This window comes from Aeromicrobium sp. Leaf350, from assembly GCF_916858655.1.
Lineage (GTDB): Bacteria > Actinomycetota > Actinomycetes > Propionibacteriales > Nocardioidaceae > Aeromicrobium.
In genome coordinates, this window is sequence record NZ_CAKASL010000002.1 from 81,470 (window position 1) to 98,741 (window position 17,272).

20 protein-coding genes and 1 tRNA gene are annotated in these 17,272 nt (G+C 71.8%); 10 read left to right on the forward strand and 11 right to left on the reverse strand.

Features of this window, described 5'->3' with window-relative positions; all coding sequences use genetic code 11:
* Together LO931_RS09220 and secA are read left to right on the forward strand one after the other, a co-directional pair.
* Nucleotides 1-1,245, forward strand: a complete 1,245-nt coding sequence (locus LO931_RS09220; protein WP_229053278.1) for a winged helix-turn-helix domain-containing protein — start codon at nucleotides 1-3, stop codon at nucleotides 1,243-1,245.
* Between the two features lie 65 nt (nucleotides 1,246-1,310).
* On the forward strand, nucleotides 1,311-4,028 hold the full coding sequence (gene secA / locus LO931_RS09225; RefSeq protein ID WP_229054273.1) for a preprotein translocase subunit SecA: 2,718 nt from the start codon (nucleotides 1,311-1,313) through the stop codon (nucleotides 4,026-4,028).
* Between the two features lie 48 nt (nucleotides 4,029-4,076).
* On the opposite strand, the gene LO931_RS09230 is transcribed toward secA, so the two are convergent.
* Nucleotides 4,077-4,547, reverse strand: a complete 471-nt coding sequence (locus tag LO931_RS09230; protein WP_229053280.1) for an Rv3235 family protein — start codon at nucleotides 4,545-4,547, stop codon at nucleotides 4,077-4,079.
* Nucleotides 4,544-5,170 (reverse strand): LysM peptidoglycan-binding domain-containing protein, encoded by a 627-nt coding sequence (locus tag LO931_RS09235; protein WP_229053282.1) that lies wholly within the window; start codon nucleotides 5,168-5,170, stop codon nucleotides 4,544-4,546. The genes LO931_RS09230 and LO931_RS09235 overlap by 4 nt, the downstream gene beginning before the upstream one ends.
* Nucleotides 5,171-5,292: 122 nt before the next feature.
* On the opposite strand from LO931_RS09235, the gene LO931_RS09240 reads away from it, so the two are divergent.
* A complete protein-coding gene (locus LO931_RS09240; protein WP_229053284.1) occupies nucleotides 5,293-5,793 on the forward strand; it encodes a hypothetical protein in 501 nt (166 codons plus the stop codon).
* 15 nt (nucleotides 5,794-5,808) lie between these two features.
* Here LO931_RS09240 and LO931_RS09245 read toward each other — a convergent pair whose 3' ends face one another.
* On the reverse strand, nucleotides 5,809-6,069 hold the full coding sequence (locus tag LO931_RS09245) for a helix-turn-helix domain-containing protein (RefSeq protein ID WP_229053289.1): 261 nt from the start codon (nucleotides 6,067-6,069) through the stop codon (nucleotides 5,809-5,811).
* 195 nt (nucleotides 6,070-6,264) lie between these two features.
* Here LO931_RS09245 and LO931_RS09250 point away from each other — a divergent pair, with 195 nt between their 5' ends.
* Genes LO931_RS09250 through LO931_RS09265 form a run of 4 tightly spaced genes read left to right on the forward strand, consistent with a single transcriptional unit; the run spans nucleotide 6,265 to nucleotide 9,717 of the window.
* A complete protein-coding gene (locus tag LO931_RS09250) occupies nucleotides 6,265-6,864 on the forward strand; it encodes a hypothetical protein (protein ID WP_229053291.1) in 600 nt (199 codons plus the stop codon).
* Nucleotides 6,861-8,015: a hypothetical protein gene (locus LO931_RS09255; RefSeq protein ID WP_229053292.1), complete on the forward strand. Its 1,155-nt coding sequence runs from the start codon at nucleotides 6,861-6,863 to the stop codon at nucleotides 8,013-8,015. The genes LO931_RS09250 and LO931_RS09255 overlap by 4 nt, the downstream gene beginning before the upstream one ends.
* Nucleotides 8,016-8,023: 8 nt before the next feature.
* A complete protein-coding gene (locus LO931_RS09260; protein ID WP_229053294.1) occupies nucleotides 8,024-9,430 on the forward strand; it encodes a wax ester/triacylglycerol synthase family O-acyltransferase in 1,407 nt (468 codons plus the stop codon).
* Entirely contained in the window at nucleotides 9,427-9,717 is a 291-nt protein-coding gene (locus tag LO931_RS09265; RefSeq protein ID WP_229053296.1) for a hypothetical protein, read from the forward strand. Before LO931_RS09260 ends, LO931_RS09265 begins: the two co-directional genes overlap by 4 nt.
* A gap of 1 nt (nucleotide 9,718) precedes the next feature.
* Here LO931_RS09265 and LO931_RS09270 read toward each other — a convergent pair whose 3' ends face one another.
* From LO931_RS09270 to LO931_RS09290, 5 genes are all read right to left on the reverse strand, one after another.
* Complete coding sequence (locus LO931_RS09270) at nucleotides 9,719-10,189, reverse strand: DUF2505 domain-containing protein (protein ID WP_229053298.1); 471 nt, start codon at nucleotides 10,187-10,189, stop codon at nucleotides 9,719-9,721.
* Nucleotides 10,190-10,232: 43 nt separating this feature from the next.
* Complete coding sequence (locus tag LO931_RS09275; RefSeq protein ID WP_229053300.1) at nucleotides 10,233-10,991, reverse strand: PspA/IM30 family protein; 759 nt, start codon at nucleotides 10,989-10,991, stop codon at nucleotides 10,233-10,235.
* Between the two features lie 103 nt (nucleotides 10,992-11,094).
* Nucleotides 11,095-12,426, reverse strand: coding sequence for a calcium-binding protein (locus LO931_RS09280; RefSeq protein ID WP_229053302.1), 1,332 nt, complete (start codon nucleotides 12,424-12,426; stop codon nucleotides 11,095-11,097).
* 186 nt (nucleotides 12,427-12,612) lie between these two features.
* Nucleotides 12,613-14,043, reverse strand: coding sequence for a cell wall metabolism sensor histidine kinase WalK (locus LO931_RS09285; protein ID WP_229053304.1), 1,431 nt, complete (start codon nucleotides 14,041-14,043; stop codon nucleotides 12,613-12,615).
* Entirely contained in the window at nucleotides 14,040-14,756 is a 717-nt protein-coding gene (locus LO931_RS09290) for a response regulator transcription factor (RefSeq protein WP_229053306.1), read from the reverse strand. The genes LO931_RS09285 and LO931_RS09290 overlap by 4 nt, the downstream gene beginning before the upstream one ends.
* A gap of 175 nt (nucleotides 14,757-14,931) precedes the next feature.
* On the opposite strand from LO931_RS09290, the gene LO931_RS09295 reads away from it, so the two are divergent.
* Nucleotides 14,932-15,255 carry a hypothetical protein gene (locus LO931_RS09295; protein WP_229053308.1) on the forward strand — a complete coding sequence of 108 codons (324 nt, stop codon included), beginning with the start codon at nucleotides 14,932-14,934 and terminating at the stop codon, nucleotides 15,253-15,255.
* A gap of 30 nt (nucleotides 15,256-15,285) precedes the next feature.
* Here the strand turns inward: LO931_RS09295 and LO931_RS09300 are convergent, their stop codons facing one another.
* Entirely contained in the window at nucleotides 15,286-15,705 is a 420-nt protein-coding gene (locus LO931_RS09300) for a DUF1801 domain-containing protein (RefSeq protein ID WP_229053310.1), read from the reverse strand.
* A gap of 18 nt (nucleotides 15,706-15,723) precedes the next feature.
* Nucleotides 15,724-16,185, reverse strand: a complete 462-nt coding sequence (locus tag LO931_RS09305; protein WP_229053312.1) for a tRNA (cytidine(34)-2'-O)-methyltransferase — start codon at nucleotides 16,183-16,185, stop codon at nucleotides 15,724-15,726.
* Between the two features lie 54 nt (nucleotides 16,186-16,239).
* Here LO931_RS09305 and LO931_RS09310 point away from each other — a divergent pair, with 54 nt between their 5' ends.
* Together LO931_RS09310 and LO931_RS09315 are read left to right on the forward strand one after the other, a co-directional pair.
* Nucleotides 16,240-16,665 carry an SRPBCC family protein gene (locus tag LO931_RS09310; RefSeq protein WP_229053314.1) on the forward strand — a complete coding sequence of 142 codons (426 nt, stop codon included), beginning with the start codon at nucleotides 16,240-16,242 and terminating at the stop codon, nucleotides 16,663-16,665.
* Between the two features lie 23 nt (nucleotides 16,666-16,688).
* Nucleotides 16,689-16,773 (forward strand) — tRNA-Leu (locus LO931_RS09315).
* Nucleotides 16,774-16,801: 28 nt separating this feature from the next.
* Here the strand turns inward: LO931_RS09315 and bcp are convergent.
* A complete protein-coding gene (bcp, locus tag LO931_RS09320) occupies nucleotides 16,802-17,272 on the reverse strand; it encodes a thioredoxin-dependent thiol peroxidase (protein ID WP_229053316.1) in 471 nt (156 codons plus the stop codon).

A 17,272-nucleotide genomic window follows, 5' to 3' on the forward strand; every position in this document is an offset into this window, starting at 1 on the left:
GTGACCCCGGCACCGGAGCGCTTCACGGTGCTCCAGGCGCGCCGGCTCGCCCTGGGTGCGCTGGGCTTCGCCCGCGGCCGTCCCGCCGGGTCCGTCTCGGCCCGACACCTGCGGGCGACGATCGACCGGCTCGGCTTCTTCCAGATCGACTCCGTCAACGTGCTGCAGCGCGCGCACTACCTGCCGCTGTACTCCCGGCTGGGGCCGTACGACACCTCGATGCTGCACCGGGCGGCGGAGCGCTCACCGCGCCGCCTCGTCGAGTACTGGGCCCACGAGGCCGCCTTCCTCGACGTCGAGCTCTGGCCCGCGTTCGCGTTCAAGCGCCAGGACGAGTCGCGGATGTGGGGCGGGCCCCGCGAGATCGCTCGGGAGAAGCCGCAGCTCGTGGAGCAGGTGCGTGAGGAGGTCGCGCAGCGGGGCCCGCTGACGGCGCGCCAGGTCGAGGACGACGTCCCGCGCGACCGGTCGAGCTGGGGCTGGAACTGGTCCGAGGCGAAGCAGGCGCTGGAGTACCTCTTCTACGTCGGTGAGGTCATGGTGGCGGGCCGCAACGCGCAGTTCGAGCGCCTGTACGACGTGGCCGAGCGCGTGCTGCCCCCGCACGTGGCCGAGCGTCCCGACCTGCCGTCGGACGCGGCGCACCGTGAGCTCGTGGAGCACGCCGCCCGGGCCCTCGGCATCGGGACCGCTCAGTGCCTGCGCGACTACTTCCGGCTGCAACCGGCGCCCACGGTCCAGGCGATCGCCGAGCTGCAGGAGGACGGAGTCCTCGTCCCGGCCACGATCGACGGGTGGGCGCGGCCGGCCTGGCGTCACCGTGACGCCGTCACGCCCCGCAAGGTCCGCGCGCGGTCCTTGGTCAGCCCGTTCGACCCGCTGGTCTTCGAGCGGACCCGGCTCAAGCAGCTCTTCGACTTCGACTACCGCATCGAGATCTACGTCCCGGCGGAGAAGCGGCTCTTCGGGTACTACGTGCTGCCCTTCCTGCTGGGTGACCGTCTGGTGGGTCGTGTCGACCTCAAGCACGACCGTCGCACGGGCACGGTGCAGGTGCTCGGGGCGTACTCCGAGAGTCATGCTCCGGGGCACACCGCGGTCGAGCTGGCGGCCGAGCTCGAGCTCCTGGCCACCTGGCTCGGGGCCGGCGAGGTGACCGTCGGGGAGCGTGGTGACCTGGCCCCCGCGCTGGCGCAGGCGGTTCACGACCGTCCCGTTCACGGGAATGCTGGCGAGACCGCCTAGACTCGCCCTGTTCAGGCCACTCCAGCGGCCAGTCTTCGAGGAAGTGCATCCGCGTGCCCAAGATCATCGACAAGATCCTCCGCGCCGGCGAGGGCAAGATCCTGCGTCAGCTCGAGGCCATCGCCGACCAGGTGAACGCTCTCGCCGACGACTTCACCGACATGAGCGACGACGACCTGCGCGGCATGACGGTGGAGTTCCGCGAGCGGCTCGAGGACGGCGCGACGCTCGACGACCTCCTGCCCGAGGCCTTCGCCGTCGTGCGCGAGGCCGCCGACCGCGTGCTCGGCCAGCGCCACTTCGACGTGCAGATCCTCGGCGGCGCCGCGCTGCACCTCGGCAACATCGCCGAGATGAAGACCGGTGAGGGCAAGACCCTCGTCTCGACCCTGCCGGCCTACCTCAACGCCCTGGCCGGCAAGGGCGTTCACGTCGTCACGGTCAACGACTACCTGGCGCGCTACCACGCCGAGTGGATGGGCCGCGTCCACCGCTTCCTCGGCCTCTCGGTCGGCGCGATCCTGCCGGGCATGTCGGCCGCTCAGCGCCGCGAGGCGTACGCGTGCGACATCACCTACGGCACCAACAACGAGATGGGCTTCGACTACCTGCGCGACAACATGGCGACCGAGCTCGCCGCGTGCGTGCAGCGGGGCCACTTCTTCGCCGTCGTCGACGAGGTCGACTCGATCCTCATCGACGAGGCCCGCACCCCGCTGATCATCTCCGGACCCACGCAGGAGCAGGTCCAGTGGTACGCGGAGTTCGCCACGATCATCGCGAAGATGAACCCGGACGAGCACTACGAGGTCGACGAGAAGAAGCGCACGATCAGCGTGACCGAGGAGGGCATCGACGCCGTCGAGAACGCCCTCGGCATCGACAACCTGTACGACTCGGTCAACACCCCGCTCATCAGCTTCCTGAACAACGCCGTCAAGGCGCGCGAGCTGTTCAAGCGCGACAAGGACTACGTCGTGATGGACGGCAACGTCCTGATCGTCGACGAGCACACCGGTCGCATCCTGGACGGTCGTCGCTACAACGAGGGCCTGCACCAGGCGATCGAGGCCAAGGAGGGCGTGCGCATCCGCGAGGAGTACCAGACCCTCGCCACGATCACGCTGCAGAACTACTTCCGTCTCTACGAGAAGCTCTCCGGCATGACCGGAACGGCCATGACCGAGGCCAGCGAGTTCGACAAGATCTACGGCCTCGGCGTCGTCCCGATCCGCACGAACCGACCCGTGGCGCGTGAGGACCTGGCCGACCTCGTCTACCGCACCGAGGACGCCAAGTTCGACGCCGTGACCGAGGACATCGTCGAGCGCCACGCGAAGGGCCAGCCGATCCTGGTGGGCACCACGAGCGTCGAGAAGAGCGAGCGGCTCTCGAAGATGCTGCGCAAGCGCGGTGTCGTGCACGAGGTCCTCAACGCGAAGCAGCATGAGCGCGAGGCCGCGATCGTCGCCCTCGCCGGTCACCGCGGCGCCGTCACGGTCGCCACCAACATGGCCGGCCGCGGCACCGACATCATGCTCGGCGGCAACGTCGAGTTCATCGCCGACCAGGCGCTGCGCAAGCAGGGCATGGACCCGGCCGATCCCGAGAGCGGCTACGAGGCCGCCTGGGCCGACGCGGTCTCCACCGCCGAGGCGCAGGTCAAGGCCGAGCACGACGAGGTCGTCGAGCTGGGTGGCCTGGCGGTCATCGGCACCGAGCGCCACGAGTCGCGCCGCATCGACAACCAGCTGCGCGGCCGTTCCGGTCGACAGGGCGACCCGGGCATCTCGCAGTTCTACCTGTCCCTCGAGGACGACCTGATGCGGCTGTTCAAGGCCGACTGGGTCAACTGGGTCCTGCAGCGCATGAACATCCCCGACGACGTGCCGATCGAGAACAAGCGCGTCACGGGCGCGATCGCCTCGGCCCAGAGCCAGGTGGAGTCGCAGAACTTCGAGACCCGCAAGAACATCCTCAAGTACGACGACGTCATGAGCCGCCAGCGCGAGGTCGTCTACGCCGAGCGCCGCAAGGTGCTCGAGGGCGAGGACCTGCGCGAGTGGGTCCACGACATGATCGAGCAGGTCGTCACGGCCTACGTCGCCGGCGCCACCGAGGGCTTCTCGGAGGAGTGGGACCTCGACGCCCTCTGGTTGGCCATCGGCACCCTCTACCCGGTCTCGCGCACGGTCGCCGAGGTCGAGGAGGAGGCCGGCGGTCGCGACAAGCTCACCCGCGAGGAGCTCACCGCCACGCTCGTCGAGGACGCCCAGGCGGCGTACTCGCGCCGCGAGGAGGAGCTCACCGAGCCCGTGGCCCGCGAGGCCGAGCGCCTGGTGGTGCTGAGCGTGCTCGACCGCAAGTGGCGCGAGCACCTCTACGAGATGGACTATCTCCGCGAGGGCATCGGCCTGCGGGCGTACAGCCAGCGCGACCCGCTGATCGAGTACCAGCGCGAGGGCTTCGACCTGTTCACGGCGATGATGGAGGCGACCCAGGAGGAAGCCGTCGGCTACCTCTTCAACGTCGAGGTCAACGTGCAGGCTCCGGCCGACGGCGCGGCTGCCGAGGGCGAGGCCCCGCAGGTCTCGGCCAAGGGTGTCGAGACGCAGGGCGAGCAGAAGCTGGCCTACTCCGCCCCGTCGGAGGACGGTGAGCCCGAGGTGCGCACCGAGGAGGCCGACGGCGCGGACACCGAGGCCCGCCGCCAGCAGAACGCGAAGGACAAGGCTCGCCAGAAGGCCAAGCAGCAGCGCAAGAGCCGCAAGAACAACCGCTGACCCTCAGCGACACGCACGGCCCCTCGGACCTGGTCCGGGGGGCCGTCGTCACGCCCACTCGAGCGCGGTGCACCGCCAGCCCGGCTGGCCCCGGTGGTCGGGGGCGAGCTCGAGGCGGACGGCCACGGCACGGGAGCGCCGGTGGTGCACGAACCGGCCCGAGACCTCGGCGATGGTCGGCTCGATCATCGAGACGTGCACGGAGACGATCCGCGCGCTGCTGCGGCGTCCCGACGTGAGGCGCGCACCGAGGGTCGCCCGCCGCTCGAGCTGCCGGTAGACGTCCGGGGCGAGCCAGCCGGCGAGCTGGCGGGCGGGACGCTCACCCACGAGCACCTCGACGACGGCCTGCAGGAACCGGGACGTCCGTTCCCGCAGGGGAGCCCCGGGCCTCGGGCCGCGCTCGACCGGCACGGGCAGCACCGGGCGCACGCCGGGGATCGGCAGCGGGATCTGGTGGTCCACCTGGGCGTCGATGCCGAACGGGATCTCGACGGCGAGGGCCGTGGCGGACCTCATGGCGTCACCGGCGTCGCGGCGAGGAAGCCGGTCGGCGCCGTGAGGACCTGGCCGGGCACGAGCAGATCGGGGTCCGGGCCGATGACGGGGACGTTGGCCCGGTGCCAGGCGGAGGTCAGTGCCGCGACCGTGGAGTCGGGGCTGCCCGGCGGAGCGTGTCGCCGGGCGATGTCCCAGAGGCAGTCGCCGGGTTGCACCACGACCGTGCCAGCAGCCCCGCCGGTCGCGGGTGGGGGCGCGGACGTGGGTGCCGCTGCCGCGACCGCCACGGTGGCCCGGTCGGGCAGCGGGAGTCCGTCGAGGTCGCTCGGAGCAGCCTGAGCCGCGCCGCCGAGCGCCAGGGCGCCCGTCGTGAGTCCGGCGGCGAGCCACCGCGGGGCCAGGCGGCGTGCGGCAGCGGTGCCGACGCCGGTGTGGGAGGCGAGTGCCACCAGGGCCAGCACGGCCAGGAGCCACAGCGCCACGCCGGACAGGAGCAGCGAGGTGACCGCCGTCAGGGCCTCGGCCAGGTCGCCGTGAGCGATGCGTTGCGGCGCGGCGGGCACCTCCGGCGCAGCGAGCGCGAGCCCGCCGGTGGCGCCGATGGCGGTCCAGCCGCGTCTGCCTGGCCTCGAATCGTGCATGATTTCCCCCGTTTGATGACGTTTGATACCGTTTGAACACAGACAAGACCGTTTGACCGCACCTGTCAACGACCCGTCCCCAGGACAAGGAAGGGTCGCGAAGCGGTCACTAGGCTCCGCGCATGCGGTGGGAGCGGCTGTTCGCCGACCTGGAGGCCCAGGCTCTCGACGACGCCGCCCTCGAGCGCGATGCCCTCGTCGAGGAGCTCGTCGACGAGGAGTGGGCCTCGGTCGGCAGCCGCGACGTCCTGTGGGGCGAGGTGGTGATCGAGGTCCTGGGGGCGGGGCGGATCGACGGTGTCGTCACGCAGTCGCTGGCCGACCTCCTCGTCGTCGAGTCGGCAGGGTGCGAGGACGTCGTCGTGTCACGGGCGGCCGTCGTGGGGTGGCGCGGCGGACGCGGACGCGCCCCGGCGCTGACACCGGTCACGGGCAGGCTCGGGTGGGCGCACGTCTGGAGGGCGCTGCGCGACGAGGGCTCCGAGGCGCGGGTCGCGCGCGTCGACGGAGCGCACGTCGTCGGTCAGGTCGGCGCCGTCATCGCGGACGCAGTCCTGCTGGAGGGCCCGTCAGGGCGCACCTGGCTGCCGTGGTCGGCGATCGCGACGGTGCGGTCAGGCTGAGGCCGCCGGGCGGTGTCAGTCGGTGGTCGGGTGGGAGTCGACCGACTCGTCGGCCAGCTCGACATCGGTCTCGGGCGGGTGGACACCGGCGCGCGCGTACTGACGCTGGATGTAGTCCTCGAGCTCGACGTGCTCGACCCGCCACTGTCCGCGTCCACCGATCTGGATGCCCCGGAGGTCTCCGTTGCGGACCAGTGCGTAGACCTGGCGGACCGTCACGTTGAGGACCTCGGCGACATCGGCCAGCGTGAGGAATCGCGGCGTCTCCGAAACCATGACGCCAGTGTGGCACGGCGGAGTGTCAGTGCAGGGCGCGCCGCCGGGGCCTGTGGACGAGGCCCGCAGGGGGTGGCGGAGTCGTCGGGTGCTCCAGTAGAACTCCGGAGCAGGCGTCTCTCGGGCGCCGTCGATCCGGGGGGATGAGCGATGACGCGAGGTGGGGCGGGAGCACGTCCGGCACGACGGGTCAGGGTGCACCGATGGCGCGACCCGCGTCTTCTCGCGGGGGTGGTGCTGGTGCTGGGCGCGACGACCCTGGGTGCGCGGGTCATGGCCCAGGCCGACGACACGGTCGAGTACTGGACCGTGTCGTCGTCGGTGCAGGCGGGCGATCCCGTGCAGCGCGCCGACCTCGTGGCCGCCAGCGTCCGCCTCGGCGACGAGGTCGCCGGGGCGTACGTGCGGGTCGACGACGAGCTGCCCGGCGAGATCGCGGACCTGCGCTGGAGCACCGACCTCGCGCCGGGCTCACTCGTGGGGCAGGAGGCCTGGCGGGCGGGGGAGCCGTCTCGCGGTCACCTGCCGGTCTCGGTGCAGACCGGGTACCTTCCGGGCGACCTGGCGCCGGGCGACCTGGTCGACGTCTGGGTCGGTCCGGGGCCGGGCGAGCCCGCGGACGTCCCGGCGACGCGCGTCGCCGTCGCGTTGCGCGTGCTCGACGCCGGGGAGTCCGAGACGTTGGGGGCCAGCGTCACCCGCACGGTCGTGCTCGACCTCGGTGACGACGCGCTGGACGGCGAGCAGGTCGCAGCGACGGCCGCCGGCCACGTGACCCTGGTCCGCGTGCCGTGACCGACGTCGCGATCGCCGCGGCCGGCGCGGCCTGGGAGCCGGCCGCCATCGCGGCGATCGAGCGCGCGCCGCACCTGCGCCTCGCGCGGCGCTGCGTCGACGTCGCCGAGCTGCTGGCGGTCGCGCGCACCGGCGTGGCCGCGGTGGCCGTGGTCGATCCGTCGTTGTCCGGGCTCGACCTCGACGTCGTGCGTGAGCTGATCGCGTGCGGCGTCGCGGTGGCCGCCTGCGGCGACCCTGCGGGGGCCGTTGCGCTCGGCATCGTCCGCCGGCCCGCTCCGGACCGCCTCGGAGACGTCGACTGGGGCGAGCCGGCTCCCGTGCCGCCTCCTCCGCCCGCGCCCGTCGAGGGAGGGCGCACCCGCACCGTGGTCGTCTGGGGTCCGACCGGCGCTCCGGGGCGGTCGACCCTCGCCGTCGGTCTCGCCTCGGCCGCGGCGACCACGGACCGTCGGGTGGCCCTGGTCGACGCCGACGTGGCCGGTGGCAGCCTCGCCCAGCAGCTCGGCGTGCTCGACGACCTCAGCGGCGTCCTCGGCGCGTGTCGCGCCGCCGGCAACGGCCGCGCGCACGAGGTCGTCGACCACCTCGTCGAGGTCGAACCGGGCCTCGACCTGATGACCGGCCTGCCGCGGGCCGACCTGTGGCCGCACCTGCGGGTCGGCGCCTTCGGCACGGTCGTCGACCGCCTCAGGATCGACCACGACGTCGTCGTGGACGTCGGCTCCGGGCTGGACCTCGACGGCGCCGTCGGACGCTCTCGGCACGCCCTGACCCGGCACCTGGTCGAGACCGCCGACGCGGTCGTCGTCGTGGGTCGAGCCGACCCGGTCGGGCTGACCCGCCTGGTGCACGGGCTCCTGGAGCTGCGCGAGGTGGTGCCGGGGCCCCCGGCGGCCCTCGTCCTCAACCACGTCCGCCCGGGGCTGGGCTGGAAGGAGGGAGAGATCGCCGAGACCGTGCGGCGTCTGACCGGGCTCGTGCCCGACGTGTTCCTGCCCCTCGACCACGCTGTGCTCGACACCGCGGCGATGCTCGGCAGGTCACCTCGCGCATCGGCGCCGAGCTCGACGTTCGTGCGTCGTCTCGAGGTCCTCGCCACGTCCGTCATGGGCGGGCGTGCGGTGATAGCGTCGCCTGCACCGGAGTGAGGAGGGCCATGCAGCGACTGAGCCCGTTGGACGCGTTGTTCCTGCAGAGCGACAGCACCACCGTCCCCCGTCAGATCGCGACCCTGGCGATCCTCGAGGGTGGTGACGAACCCCTCGACCACGACCGGTTGCTGCGCATCATCGACGAGCGCATCGACCTTGTGCCTCGCTACCGACAGGTGCCGCGCCACGTCCCCGGCCGCATCGGACCGCCGGTGTGGACCGACGACGAGAACTTCGACATCACGATGCACGTGCGCCGCTCGGCGTTGCCCTCACCCGGCACGCGCGACTCCCTGAACGAGCTCGTCGGTCGCCTGATCGCCCGCCGGCTCGACCTGGAGCGCCCGCTGTGGGAGCTCTACCTCGTCGAGGGCCTGGAGGACGGCGCCGTCGCCCTGCTGTTCAAGTCCCACCAGGCACTCGTCGACGGCTCCGAGACCGTCGACCTGGCCCAGGTGCTGCTCGAGGAGGTCGCACACGCGCGCGACATCCCGCACGAGGAGTGGACGCCGCGGCCGGATCCTGGTGCCGTCAACCTCGCCGCGTCCGCGATCAACCGCACGGTGACCCATCCGGCGGAGGCGCTGCACACCGTCGAGCGCGTCGCGGGCCGCTTCGTGCGCCACCTGCCGGGCTTCGGGACGCCCACCCCGCCGGCCAGCGGCGTCCTGCACACGACCCTGTCGCGGCATCGCCGGTTCGCCAGCGTCGCCGTCTCGTTCGACGACCTCCGTCGCGTCCGAGAGCTGCACGGCGGCACCGTCAACGACGCCGTCCTGGCCTCGATCGCCGGTGGCCTGCGCGGCTGGATGCTGACCCGTGCGGAGCCGGTCACGCCGAAGACCAGCTTCCGCGCCCTCGTGCCGATGTCGGTCGTCTCCGAGGGCCTGCCGACCTCGCTCGGCTCGCGCGTCCGCGGTCACCTGCTGTCGCTGCCGGTGGGGGAGTCCAACCCGGTCGTGCGGCTCCACCAGGTCTCCTACGCGCTGAAGGACCACCGCGAGACCGGCCTGGCCGTGGCCGCGAACGAGCTCGCCAACCTCCCCGGTTTCGCGACCTCGACCTTCCACGCCGTCGGCGCCCGCGTCGCGATGGCGGAGGCACGCCGCGACCACCACATCACGATCACCAACGTGCCCGGCTCGTTCGACCCGGTCTACCTCGCCGGGCAGCAGGTCCGCGAGGTGTACTCGGCGATCCCGCTGCACGGCAGCCGGGCCGTCTCGATCGCCGTCACGTCGTACAACGGCCACGTGTTCTTCGGCCTGGTGGGCGATCGCGACGCCGTGCCGGACCTCGACGTGCTGGGGCAGTGCATCTCGGAGTCGATGGACGAGCTGGTCGAGACCGCGACGTCGTCGGGCCGCCGCGCGCCCCGGGGTCGGCAGCGGCCGACGCGGAGCGACGCGTGAGGGTCTACCTCGCGGCCGACGCCGACGACCTCGCGCGTCTCGCGGCGGGCGAGGCGCTCGAGAACGAACAGCTGCTGCCCGCCTCGGAGGACGAGGAGGACGAGCTCGCCGCGCTCGAGGAGGCGGCCGAGACCGGTCCGGTCGCCGTGGCCGCCGAGGTCGGGGCCGCCGACGACCCGGTGCTGCTGCGGCACGTCGCCGCGTTCCACCTCGCGCTCGACGACAGCGGTCACCTGCAGTGGTTCGGCGCCGACGAGCTCGACGAGGTGCGCGCGCTCCTCGGCTGAGTCAGATGCGGGTCTTGCCCAGCTCGACCTCGGCGTTGATCGACCGGACGATCTGCTTGTGGATCTCGGGCTCGATCTTGCGACCGATGAGGGGGATCGAGACCTTCACGTCGCCCTTGACGGTGAACACGGTGCCGCCCTTGCCGTCGTCCTCGAGCGCAGCCGTGCCCAGCATCTCGGCCGGCTGACCGACGATCGAGACCTTCACGTCGGCGACCCGCGAGCCGTCGCTCTTCTGGCTCCACTTCTCGGTCTGCTTGACCTTGACCGTGGGGCCGGTGAGCTTCTTGACGAAGTCGGGCAGCTCGGCCGGCATCGAGCGCACGATCGTGACGACGCCGTCGTCGACCGCGACGTCGTACTCGATCGCACCCTGGTCCTCGCACGTCTCGGTGCGGAACTCCTCGGACGTGATGAGGCCGTACACCTCGTCGACGGTGGCGCTGTAGGTGAATGTCTCGGAGAGCTTCATGGGGTCATCCTGTCAGGCGTTTCCCCCGTTGTCAGCGCTCTGCTCAGCGGGCGCTGCCCTCGCCCTCGACGGCTTGCTGGGCGCCCGTCTGGAGGGCCTTGAGCTCGGCCAGGCGCGCCTCGACCTCGAGGGTGTCACCGTCGGCCTCGAGCTCGGCGAACTGCGAGTCGAGGCTCGCGGAGGCCAGCTCGGCGTGCCCGGCAACCAGGGCCTCGTCGCGGCGGACCTTCTCCTCGAAGCGCGACAGCTCGCTCGTGGGGTCGAGCACGTCGATCGACTTGACCGCGTCGGCGACCTTGGCCTGCGCCTCGGCGGTCTTGGCCCGCGCGACGAGCTGGTCGCGCTTGACCTTGAGCTCGTCGAGCTTGACCCGCATCTGCACCAGGCCGACCTTGAGCTTCTCGACCGTCTCGCCCTGCGAGGCGATCATCGGGGCGGCCTGCTTGGCCTCGCCCTCGAAGGAGATCTGCTTGGTGAGCGCGAGCTTGGCCAGCTGGTCGAAGCGGTCGGCCTCGCCGGTCTGCCCGCTCGAGCGGAGCACGTCGGCGCGCTGCGACGCGGCCAGCGCCTTGCCGCCCCACTCCTTGGCGGCGGCGACGTCCTCGGCGTGGTCGGCCTCGGCCAGGCGCAGGTTGCCGATCGTCTGCGCCACCGCGTCCTCGGCCTCGGCGATCGAGCTCGTGTAGTCGCGGACGAGCTGGTCGAGCATCTTCTGCGGGTCCTCGGCCTTGTCCAGCAGCGAGTTGATGTTCGCGCGGGTCAGCTGGCTGATGCGACCGAGGATGGACTGCTTCTGGGCCATGGTGGGTCCTTCGTCCGAGAGCGGGTGTGTGCCTCGATCCAAGCGCACGAAGGGCCCGCACTCAACCGCGAGGTCGAGTGCGGGCCCTGGCTCGCTGCGGAGGTCAGGCCTGCTGGCGACGCGCGGTGCGCGCACCCATCAGGACCGCGCCACCGAGCAGGGTCACGAGGACGCCCACGCCGAGCATGCCGGCGGTGGCCTCGAGGCCCGTCGACGGCAGGACGCCCGCCCGCGTGACGGCCGCCGCGGGAGCGGCGGTCGGGACGACCGGAGCCACCGTGGCCGGCGGCGGGGTCGTCGGGACGACCGGGGCCGGGGCCACGGTCACGACGATCTCGGTGGACTGGCCCGAGATGACACAGCTCGTGGCGTCACCGGGGATCGCGCACAGGGCCAGGTAGTAGTAGATGCTGCCCGACGCGAGTGCCGTGAAGGTGAGCTCACCGGTGATGCTGTTGAACGAGATGTTGGTGAAGTTCGCCGGGTCGGTCAGTGCCGTGTCGATGAAGTACTGACGCAGCGATCCGGGCGTGCCCAGACCCTCGGCGGCGGTCTCGTCGTCGAGCTGCTCGTCGTTGGCGGCCACGTTGATCGTGATCGGGACGCCGGAGACGCCCGACGCCAGGTCGGCGACCGTGCACGCGAGGTCCAGGTCGGCGCCGCCGAGGAGGGTGTCGTTGCCCGCCTCGCCGCAGAGCTCGTCGTTGCCGGTTCCGCCGTCGATGGTGTCCGCGCCGTTGCCGCCGTACAGGAGGTCGTTGCCGCCGTTGCCGAAGATCGAGTCGGCTCCGTCACCGCCGTCGACGAAGTCGTCGCCGCCGACCGCGCCCGGACCGAAGTTGACCCCGTCGCCGAAGATCGTGTCGGCGCCTTCGCCGCCGAGGATCGTGTCGTTGCCGCCGATCCCGATGACGGTGTTGCCGTCGCCGTAGATCGTGTCGGCGCCGTTGCCGCCGTCGATGAAGTCGCTGCCGCCGATGCCGACGACGATGTTGCCGTCGCCGAACAGGTCGTCAGCGCCGTTGCCACCGCTGATCGCGTCGTCGCCGCCGTTGTTGGTGACGGCGCCGTCGCCGTAGACCGTGTCGGCACCGTTGCCGCCGTCGATGACGTCGTCGCCGCCGTTGTTGGTCACGGGGCCGTCGCCGTGGATCGTGTCGCCGCCGTTGCCGCCGTCGATGACGTCGTCGCCGCCGTTGTTGGTCAAGGCACCGTCGCCGTAGATCGTGTCGTTGCCACCGTTGCCGTTGATGGTGTCGTCGCTGCCCGCGCCGGTGAAGGCGGGGTCGCCGGTCAGGAGGTCGGGACCTCCGCTGCCGTCGATGGTCTGGTCGCTGCCGTTGCCGATGACGACGTCCGCGTTCGCGGCCGCCGGTGCCAGGGCGATCGCGGCGACTGCTGCCGCGATGCCCAGCCGGAGGGCTGTTCTCTTCATGGTGTGAACCTCGTGAGGGAGGAGGATCCGGCCGCGAGCGGCCGGGGTGGTCTCCCGCATCGGACCACGGATCAGGCCTCCGTGTGACCGGAATGACAAGGTTGTGAGGACCCTGTCCGAAAGAGGCCCTCGGGCCCCTCGTGGCCTAGTCCCGACGGGCTATTCCGAGTGACCCGCACGGGTGGTTCAAGCCGGGAACGACAGGGTGAACGCGGTGTCGCCGGGACGGCTGCGCACGGCGACCTGACCCCCGTGGGCCTCCACGATGGCCTTGACGAGCGACGTGCCGAGCCCGGCCCCACCGGAGGCCCGCGTGCGGGAGGAGTCGCCGCGGGTGAACCGGTCGAAGACGTGCGGGACGAGCTCCGGCTCGAGCCCGGGTCCGTCGTCGCGCACCGTGACGGTCGCGCCGACCGCGGTGGTCCGCAGCGAGGCCGAGACGGTCGTGCCCTCGGGGGTGTGGCGCGAGGCGTTCGTGAGGAGGTTCGTGACGGCCTGGTGCAGACGGCCGGCGTCACCGGGGATCTCGACGGCGTCGTCGGGCAGCTGGAGGTTCCAGCGTCGCTCGGGATCGACGACCTGCCGGTCGGACACGGCCTCGAGCAGGATCTGCGTCAGGTCGACCGTCGACTTCTCGAGCGGCCGGCCGGAGTCGAGCCGCGCCAGCAGCAGGAGGTCGTTGACGAGGGCCGACATGCGCGACGACTCCGTCTCGATCTTGGCCAGGGCCTGCCGCACGACCTCGGGGTCCTCGCCGGAGCGGTGGACCAGCTCGGTGTACCCCGCGATGGTCGACAGCGGGGTGCGGAGCTCGTGCGAGGCGTCGGCCACGAACTGGCGGACCTGCTGCTCGCTCTCGTGCCGCGCCTCGAGCGAGCTCTCGACGTGGTCGAGCATGACGTTGAGGGCGTCGCCGACGCGGCCGACCTCGGTGGCCCGGTCGGTCAGCTCGACGGGCACCCGAGGAGTGTGCTCGACGGCCCCGCTCGACAGGGGCATCGAGGCGACCTCGTGGGCCGTCGCCGCCACGTCGCGCAGCGGGCGGAGCTGACGCCGGACGAGGACGCGTCCCGTGGCGGCTGCGACGACGACACCCGCGAGGGTGAGCACGACCTCCCAGATCAGGAGGTTCTGGATGGTCTCGTCGACCTCGTCGGTCGGCAGTCCGCCGACGACGATCAAGCCGTCGGCGTTCTGCACCGCGAGGACGCGGTAGCTGCCGAGCCGGCCCAGGTCGACGGTGCGGACGGTGTCGTCGGTCGGGACGTCGGCGAGCGTGTCGAGCACGGCGCTCGGGAGCGTCGTCTGCTCGCCGTCGCCGATCACGTCGCCGCGGCGGGTGGAGCCGAGGAACACGGCCGTCAGCGTGCCCTCGCCCTGGCCGACCGCGACGGGCAGCGGCTCGCCGGACGGCGGCCGGGGGCCGTCGGGCAGCAGGTCGAACTCGCGCGTCGACCGGTCGAGGCTGTCGTGCAGCTGGGAGTCGAGGCGGTCGGTCAGGTGCGACTGCATCGTCATCGCCGTGAGGGCCGAGGCACCGACGCCCACGAGCGCGACGAGGGCGACGATCGTGACGATCAGGCGCCCGGTGAGGGTCGCCGGCAGGAGTCGGGTCACGGGGCGGGCTTGAGCACGTACCCGGCTCCGCGCTTGGTGTGGATCATCGGCGGGTGGCCGGCGTCGATCTTCTTGCGCAGGTACGAGATGTAGAGCTCGACCACGTTGGCCTGACCGCCGAAGTCGTAGTTCCAGACGCGGTCGAGGATCTGGGCCTTGCTCAGCACGCGCTTGGGATTGCGCATGAGGTAGCGCAGCAGCTCGAACTCGGTCGCGGTCAGGGCGATCTCCTCGCCGGCCCGGCTGACGTCGTGGCTGTCCTCGTCGAGCGTGAGGTCGCCGACCGTGAGCACGTGGCTCTCGCGGTGCTCGAGCGCACCCGAGCGGCGCAGGTGGCCGCGCAGCCGTGCGACGACCTCCTCAAGGCTGAACGGCTTGGTGACGTAGTCGTCGCCGCCGGCCGTGAGACCGTGCACGCGGTCCTCCACCGCGTCGCGCGCCGTGAGGAAGACGACGGGGACGTCGGGGGCGAAGGCGCGGATGCGACGCAGGACCTCGAGTCCGTCGAAGTCGGGCAGCATCATGTCGAGCACGATCGCGTCGGGCCCCACGTCACGCGCGGCCTGCACGGCGGCGCGTCCCGTGGCGGCGGTCGTGATGTCCCACCCCTCGTAGCGCAGGGCCATCTGGAGCAGCTCGGCGATGTTGGGCTCGTCGTCGACGACGAGGACCCGGACGGGGGAGCCGTCCGGGCGGGAGAGGGCCGTGGTCATGAAGGGGAGTCTCCTCCTGCGTCCTCCACTTTGCCTGGCAGAAGACTGTGCTGGACCTGTGAGTATGGCGCGATGGTGCGGTGGGTCGGCCCTGTCCGGCCCCTGCGCCTGCTGTCCCAGCGGATGCCTCGGTCGGCCACAGGTCCACGACAGGCTCGGCTCGCACGGTGGTGGCATGACTGACACCAGCACTCTCGACACCCCCGTCCCGCCGCCCGAGGCCCAGCCCGTGAAGGAGCCCGCCACGGCGGAGCGACGGCGCATCTCCGTCCGCGTGGCAGCGGCCGTGGCCGCCGGCACGCTCCTGGCCGGCGTCGGTGCCGGTACCGGCCTGGGCTTCGCGCTCGACGGTGACGGCGCCGCCTCCGGCCAGTTCCAGCCGGGCCAGCCCCAGCCGGGCCAGCTCCAGCCCGGCCAGCCGCCGTCCGGACAGGAGGGACAGATGCCCGGCGGTGGTCCCGGCGCGGACCGGGCGCCCGACACCGACTCGTCCTCCTGACCCCGCGGGGCCGGTCGTGCGGCCGGCCCCTCAGGCGTGGGCGGCCCGGGTGCGGGTGGCCGAGGCCCGCACGATCTCCTCGAGCACGGCGAGGTCGACGTCCCCGAGCCGCTTCACGTGCAGGCACGCCTTCGTGACCGAGTGCCGGCCGAGACGCGACAGCGCCTCGGTGTGCTGGTCGGTGCCGTCGTTCAGGTAGATCGAGAGCTTGCCGACGCGGGGCGAGAAGCCGACCAGGGCGGCGTCGCCCTCACGGCCGCTCGCGTACCGGTAGTGGTAGCGGTCGAAGCCGATGATGCTCGGCCCCCACATGACGGGTGGCGCGCCGCTGGCCCGCGACATGAGCTCGACCAGGGCCGCGCAGTCGTCGCGGGTCGCCGGGTCACCGAGCGACGCGACGAAGTCGTCCACCTCGACCTCGGTGGGGCGGGTCTTCGCGTCGTCGGCCATGTCCGCAGCGTAGGACGGTCAGACGGCGCCGGGGAAGCCTTGCTGCCGCCAGGCCTCGTACACCGCGATGGACGCGCAGCTCGCGAGGTTCATCGAGCGGCGCGACGGCTGCATCGGCAGGCGGAGCCGGTCGCTGACGCGGGGATCGTGCTGCACGTCCTCGGGCAGGCCAGTGGGTTCCGCGCCGAACATCAGCACGTCGCCGGCCTCGTACGCGACGTCGGTGTACCGGCGGGTGGCCGACGTCGTGAAGGCGAAGACGCGGGCGCCGTCGAAGGCCGCGTACGCGCTCTCCAGGTCGTCGTGCACCGTCACGACGGCGAGGTCGTGGTAGTCGAGCCCCGCCCGTCGGAGCTTGCTGTCCTCGAGGTCGAACAAGGGGTCGACGAGGTGGAGGTGGGCCCCCGTGGCGGCCGCGAGACGGATCGCGCTCCCCGTGTTGCCGGCGATGCGCGGCTCGACGAAGCAGATCTGGAACACGCGCTGCAGCCTACGGGTCCCGCTCGGGGCTCCGCGCCCCTACACTCATCGCTCATGGCAGCCCCCACGCGCGTGCGCATCTCCCACGTCTTCACCTCGAGCCCCGAAGTCGTCTTCGACAAGCTCGCCGAGCACGAGAACCTCGGCCCGGTCCTCGGCGCGAAGGTGCGCCGGGTCAAGGACGGCGACACCGAGCGCAACGGGGTCGGCTCGACGCGGTCGCTCAAGATCGGGCCGCTCCCCGGTTTCGAGGAGACCACGACGGTCGCCGACCGCCCCACGCTGATCGAGTACAAGATCACGAAGGGCTCGCCGCTCAAGGGCCACTGGGGCCGCCAGTCCCTGACCCCGACCGCCGACGGCGGCACGCGCCTGGACTACACGATCGGCTTCGACGCGCCCGTGCCCGGCCTCGCCGCCGTGGTCGGCAAGATCCTGACGGCCGCGATCAGCAAGGGCCTCCCCAAGCTGACGCCCTGACGTCCTAGCCTTGGACCACACCCGCCGGTGTGGCGAAACTGGGTAGACGCGCCAGGTTTAGGTCCTGGAGCCCTTCGGGGCGTGCAGGTTCGAGTCCTGTCACCGGCACCGGCCGGCGCACATCTTGTGGGCCGACTCAGTCGAGGGCGAGGTCGCGGCGGAGCTTGGCGACGTGGCCCGTGGCCTTGACGTTGTAGGCCGCGTACGTGATCGCGCCCTCGGGGTCGACCACGAACGTCGAGCGGATCACGCCCTGCACGACCTTGCCGTAGAGCTTCTTCTCGCCGAAGGCGCCCCATGCGGTCAGGACCTCCTTCTCGGGGTCGGAGAGCAGGGTGATGGACAGGCCGTCGTTCTCGCGGAACGTCGCCAGCTTCTCCGGCTTGTCGGGGGAGATGCCGACGACCGTGTAGCCCTCGGACTGCAGGCGGTCGAGGGAGTCGCTGAAGTCGCAGGCCTGCTTCGTGCAGCCGGGCGTCATCGCCGCGGGGTAGAAGTACACGATCACCGAGGTGCCGCGCAGGTCGGACAGCGTCACGGTCTCGCCGGTGTCGCTCGGGAGGGTGAAGTCGGGTGCGGTGTCACCGGGCTGCAGTCGCGTCGTCAT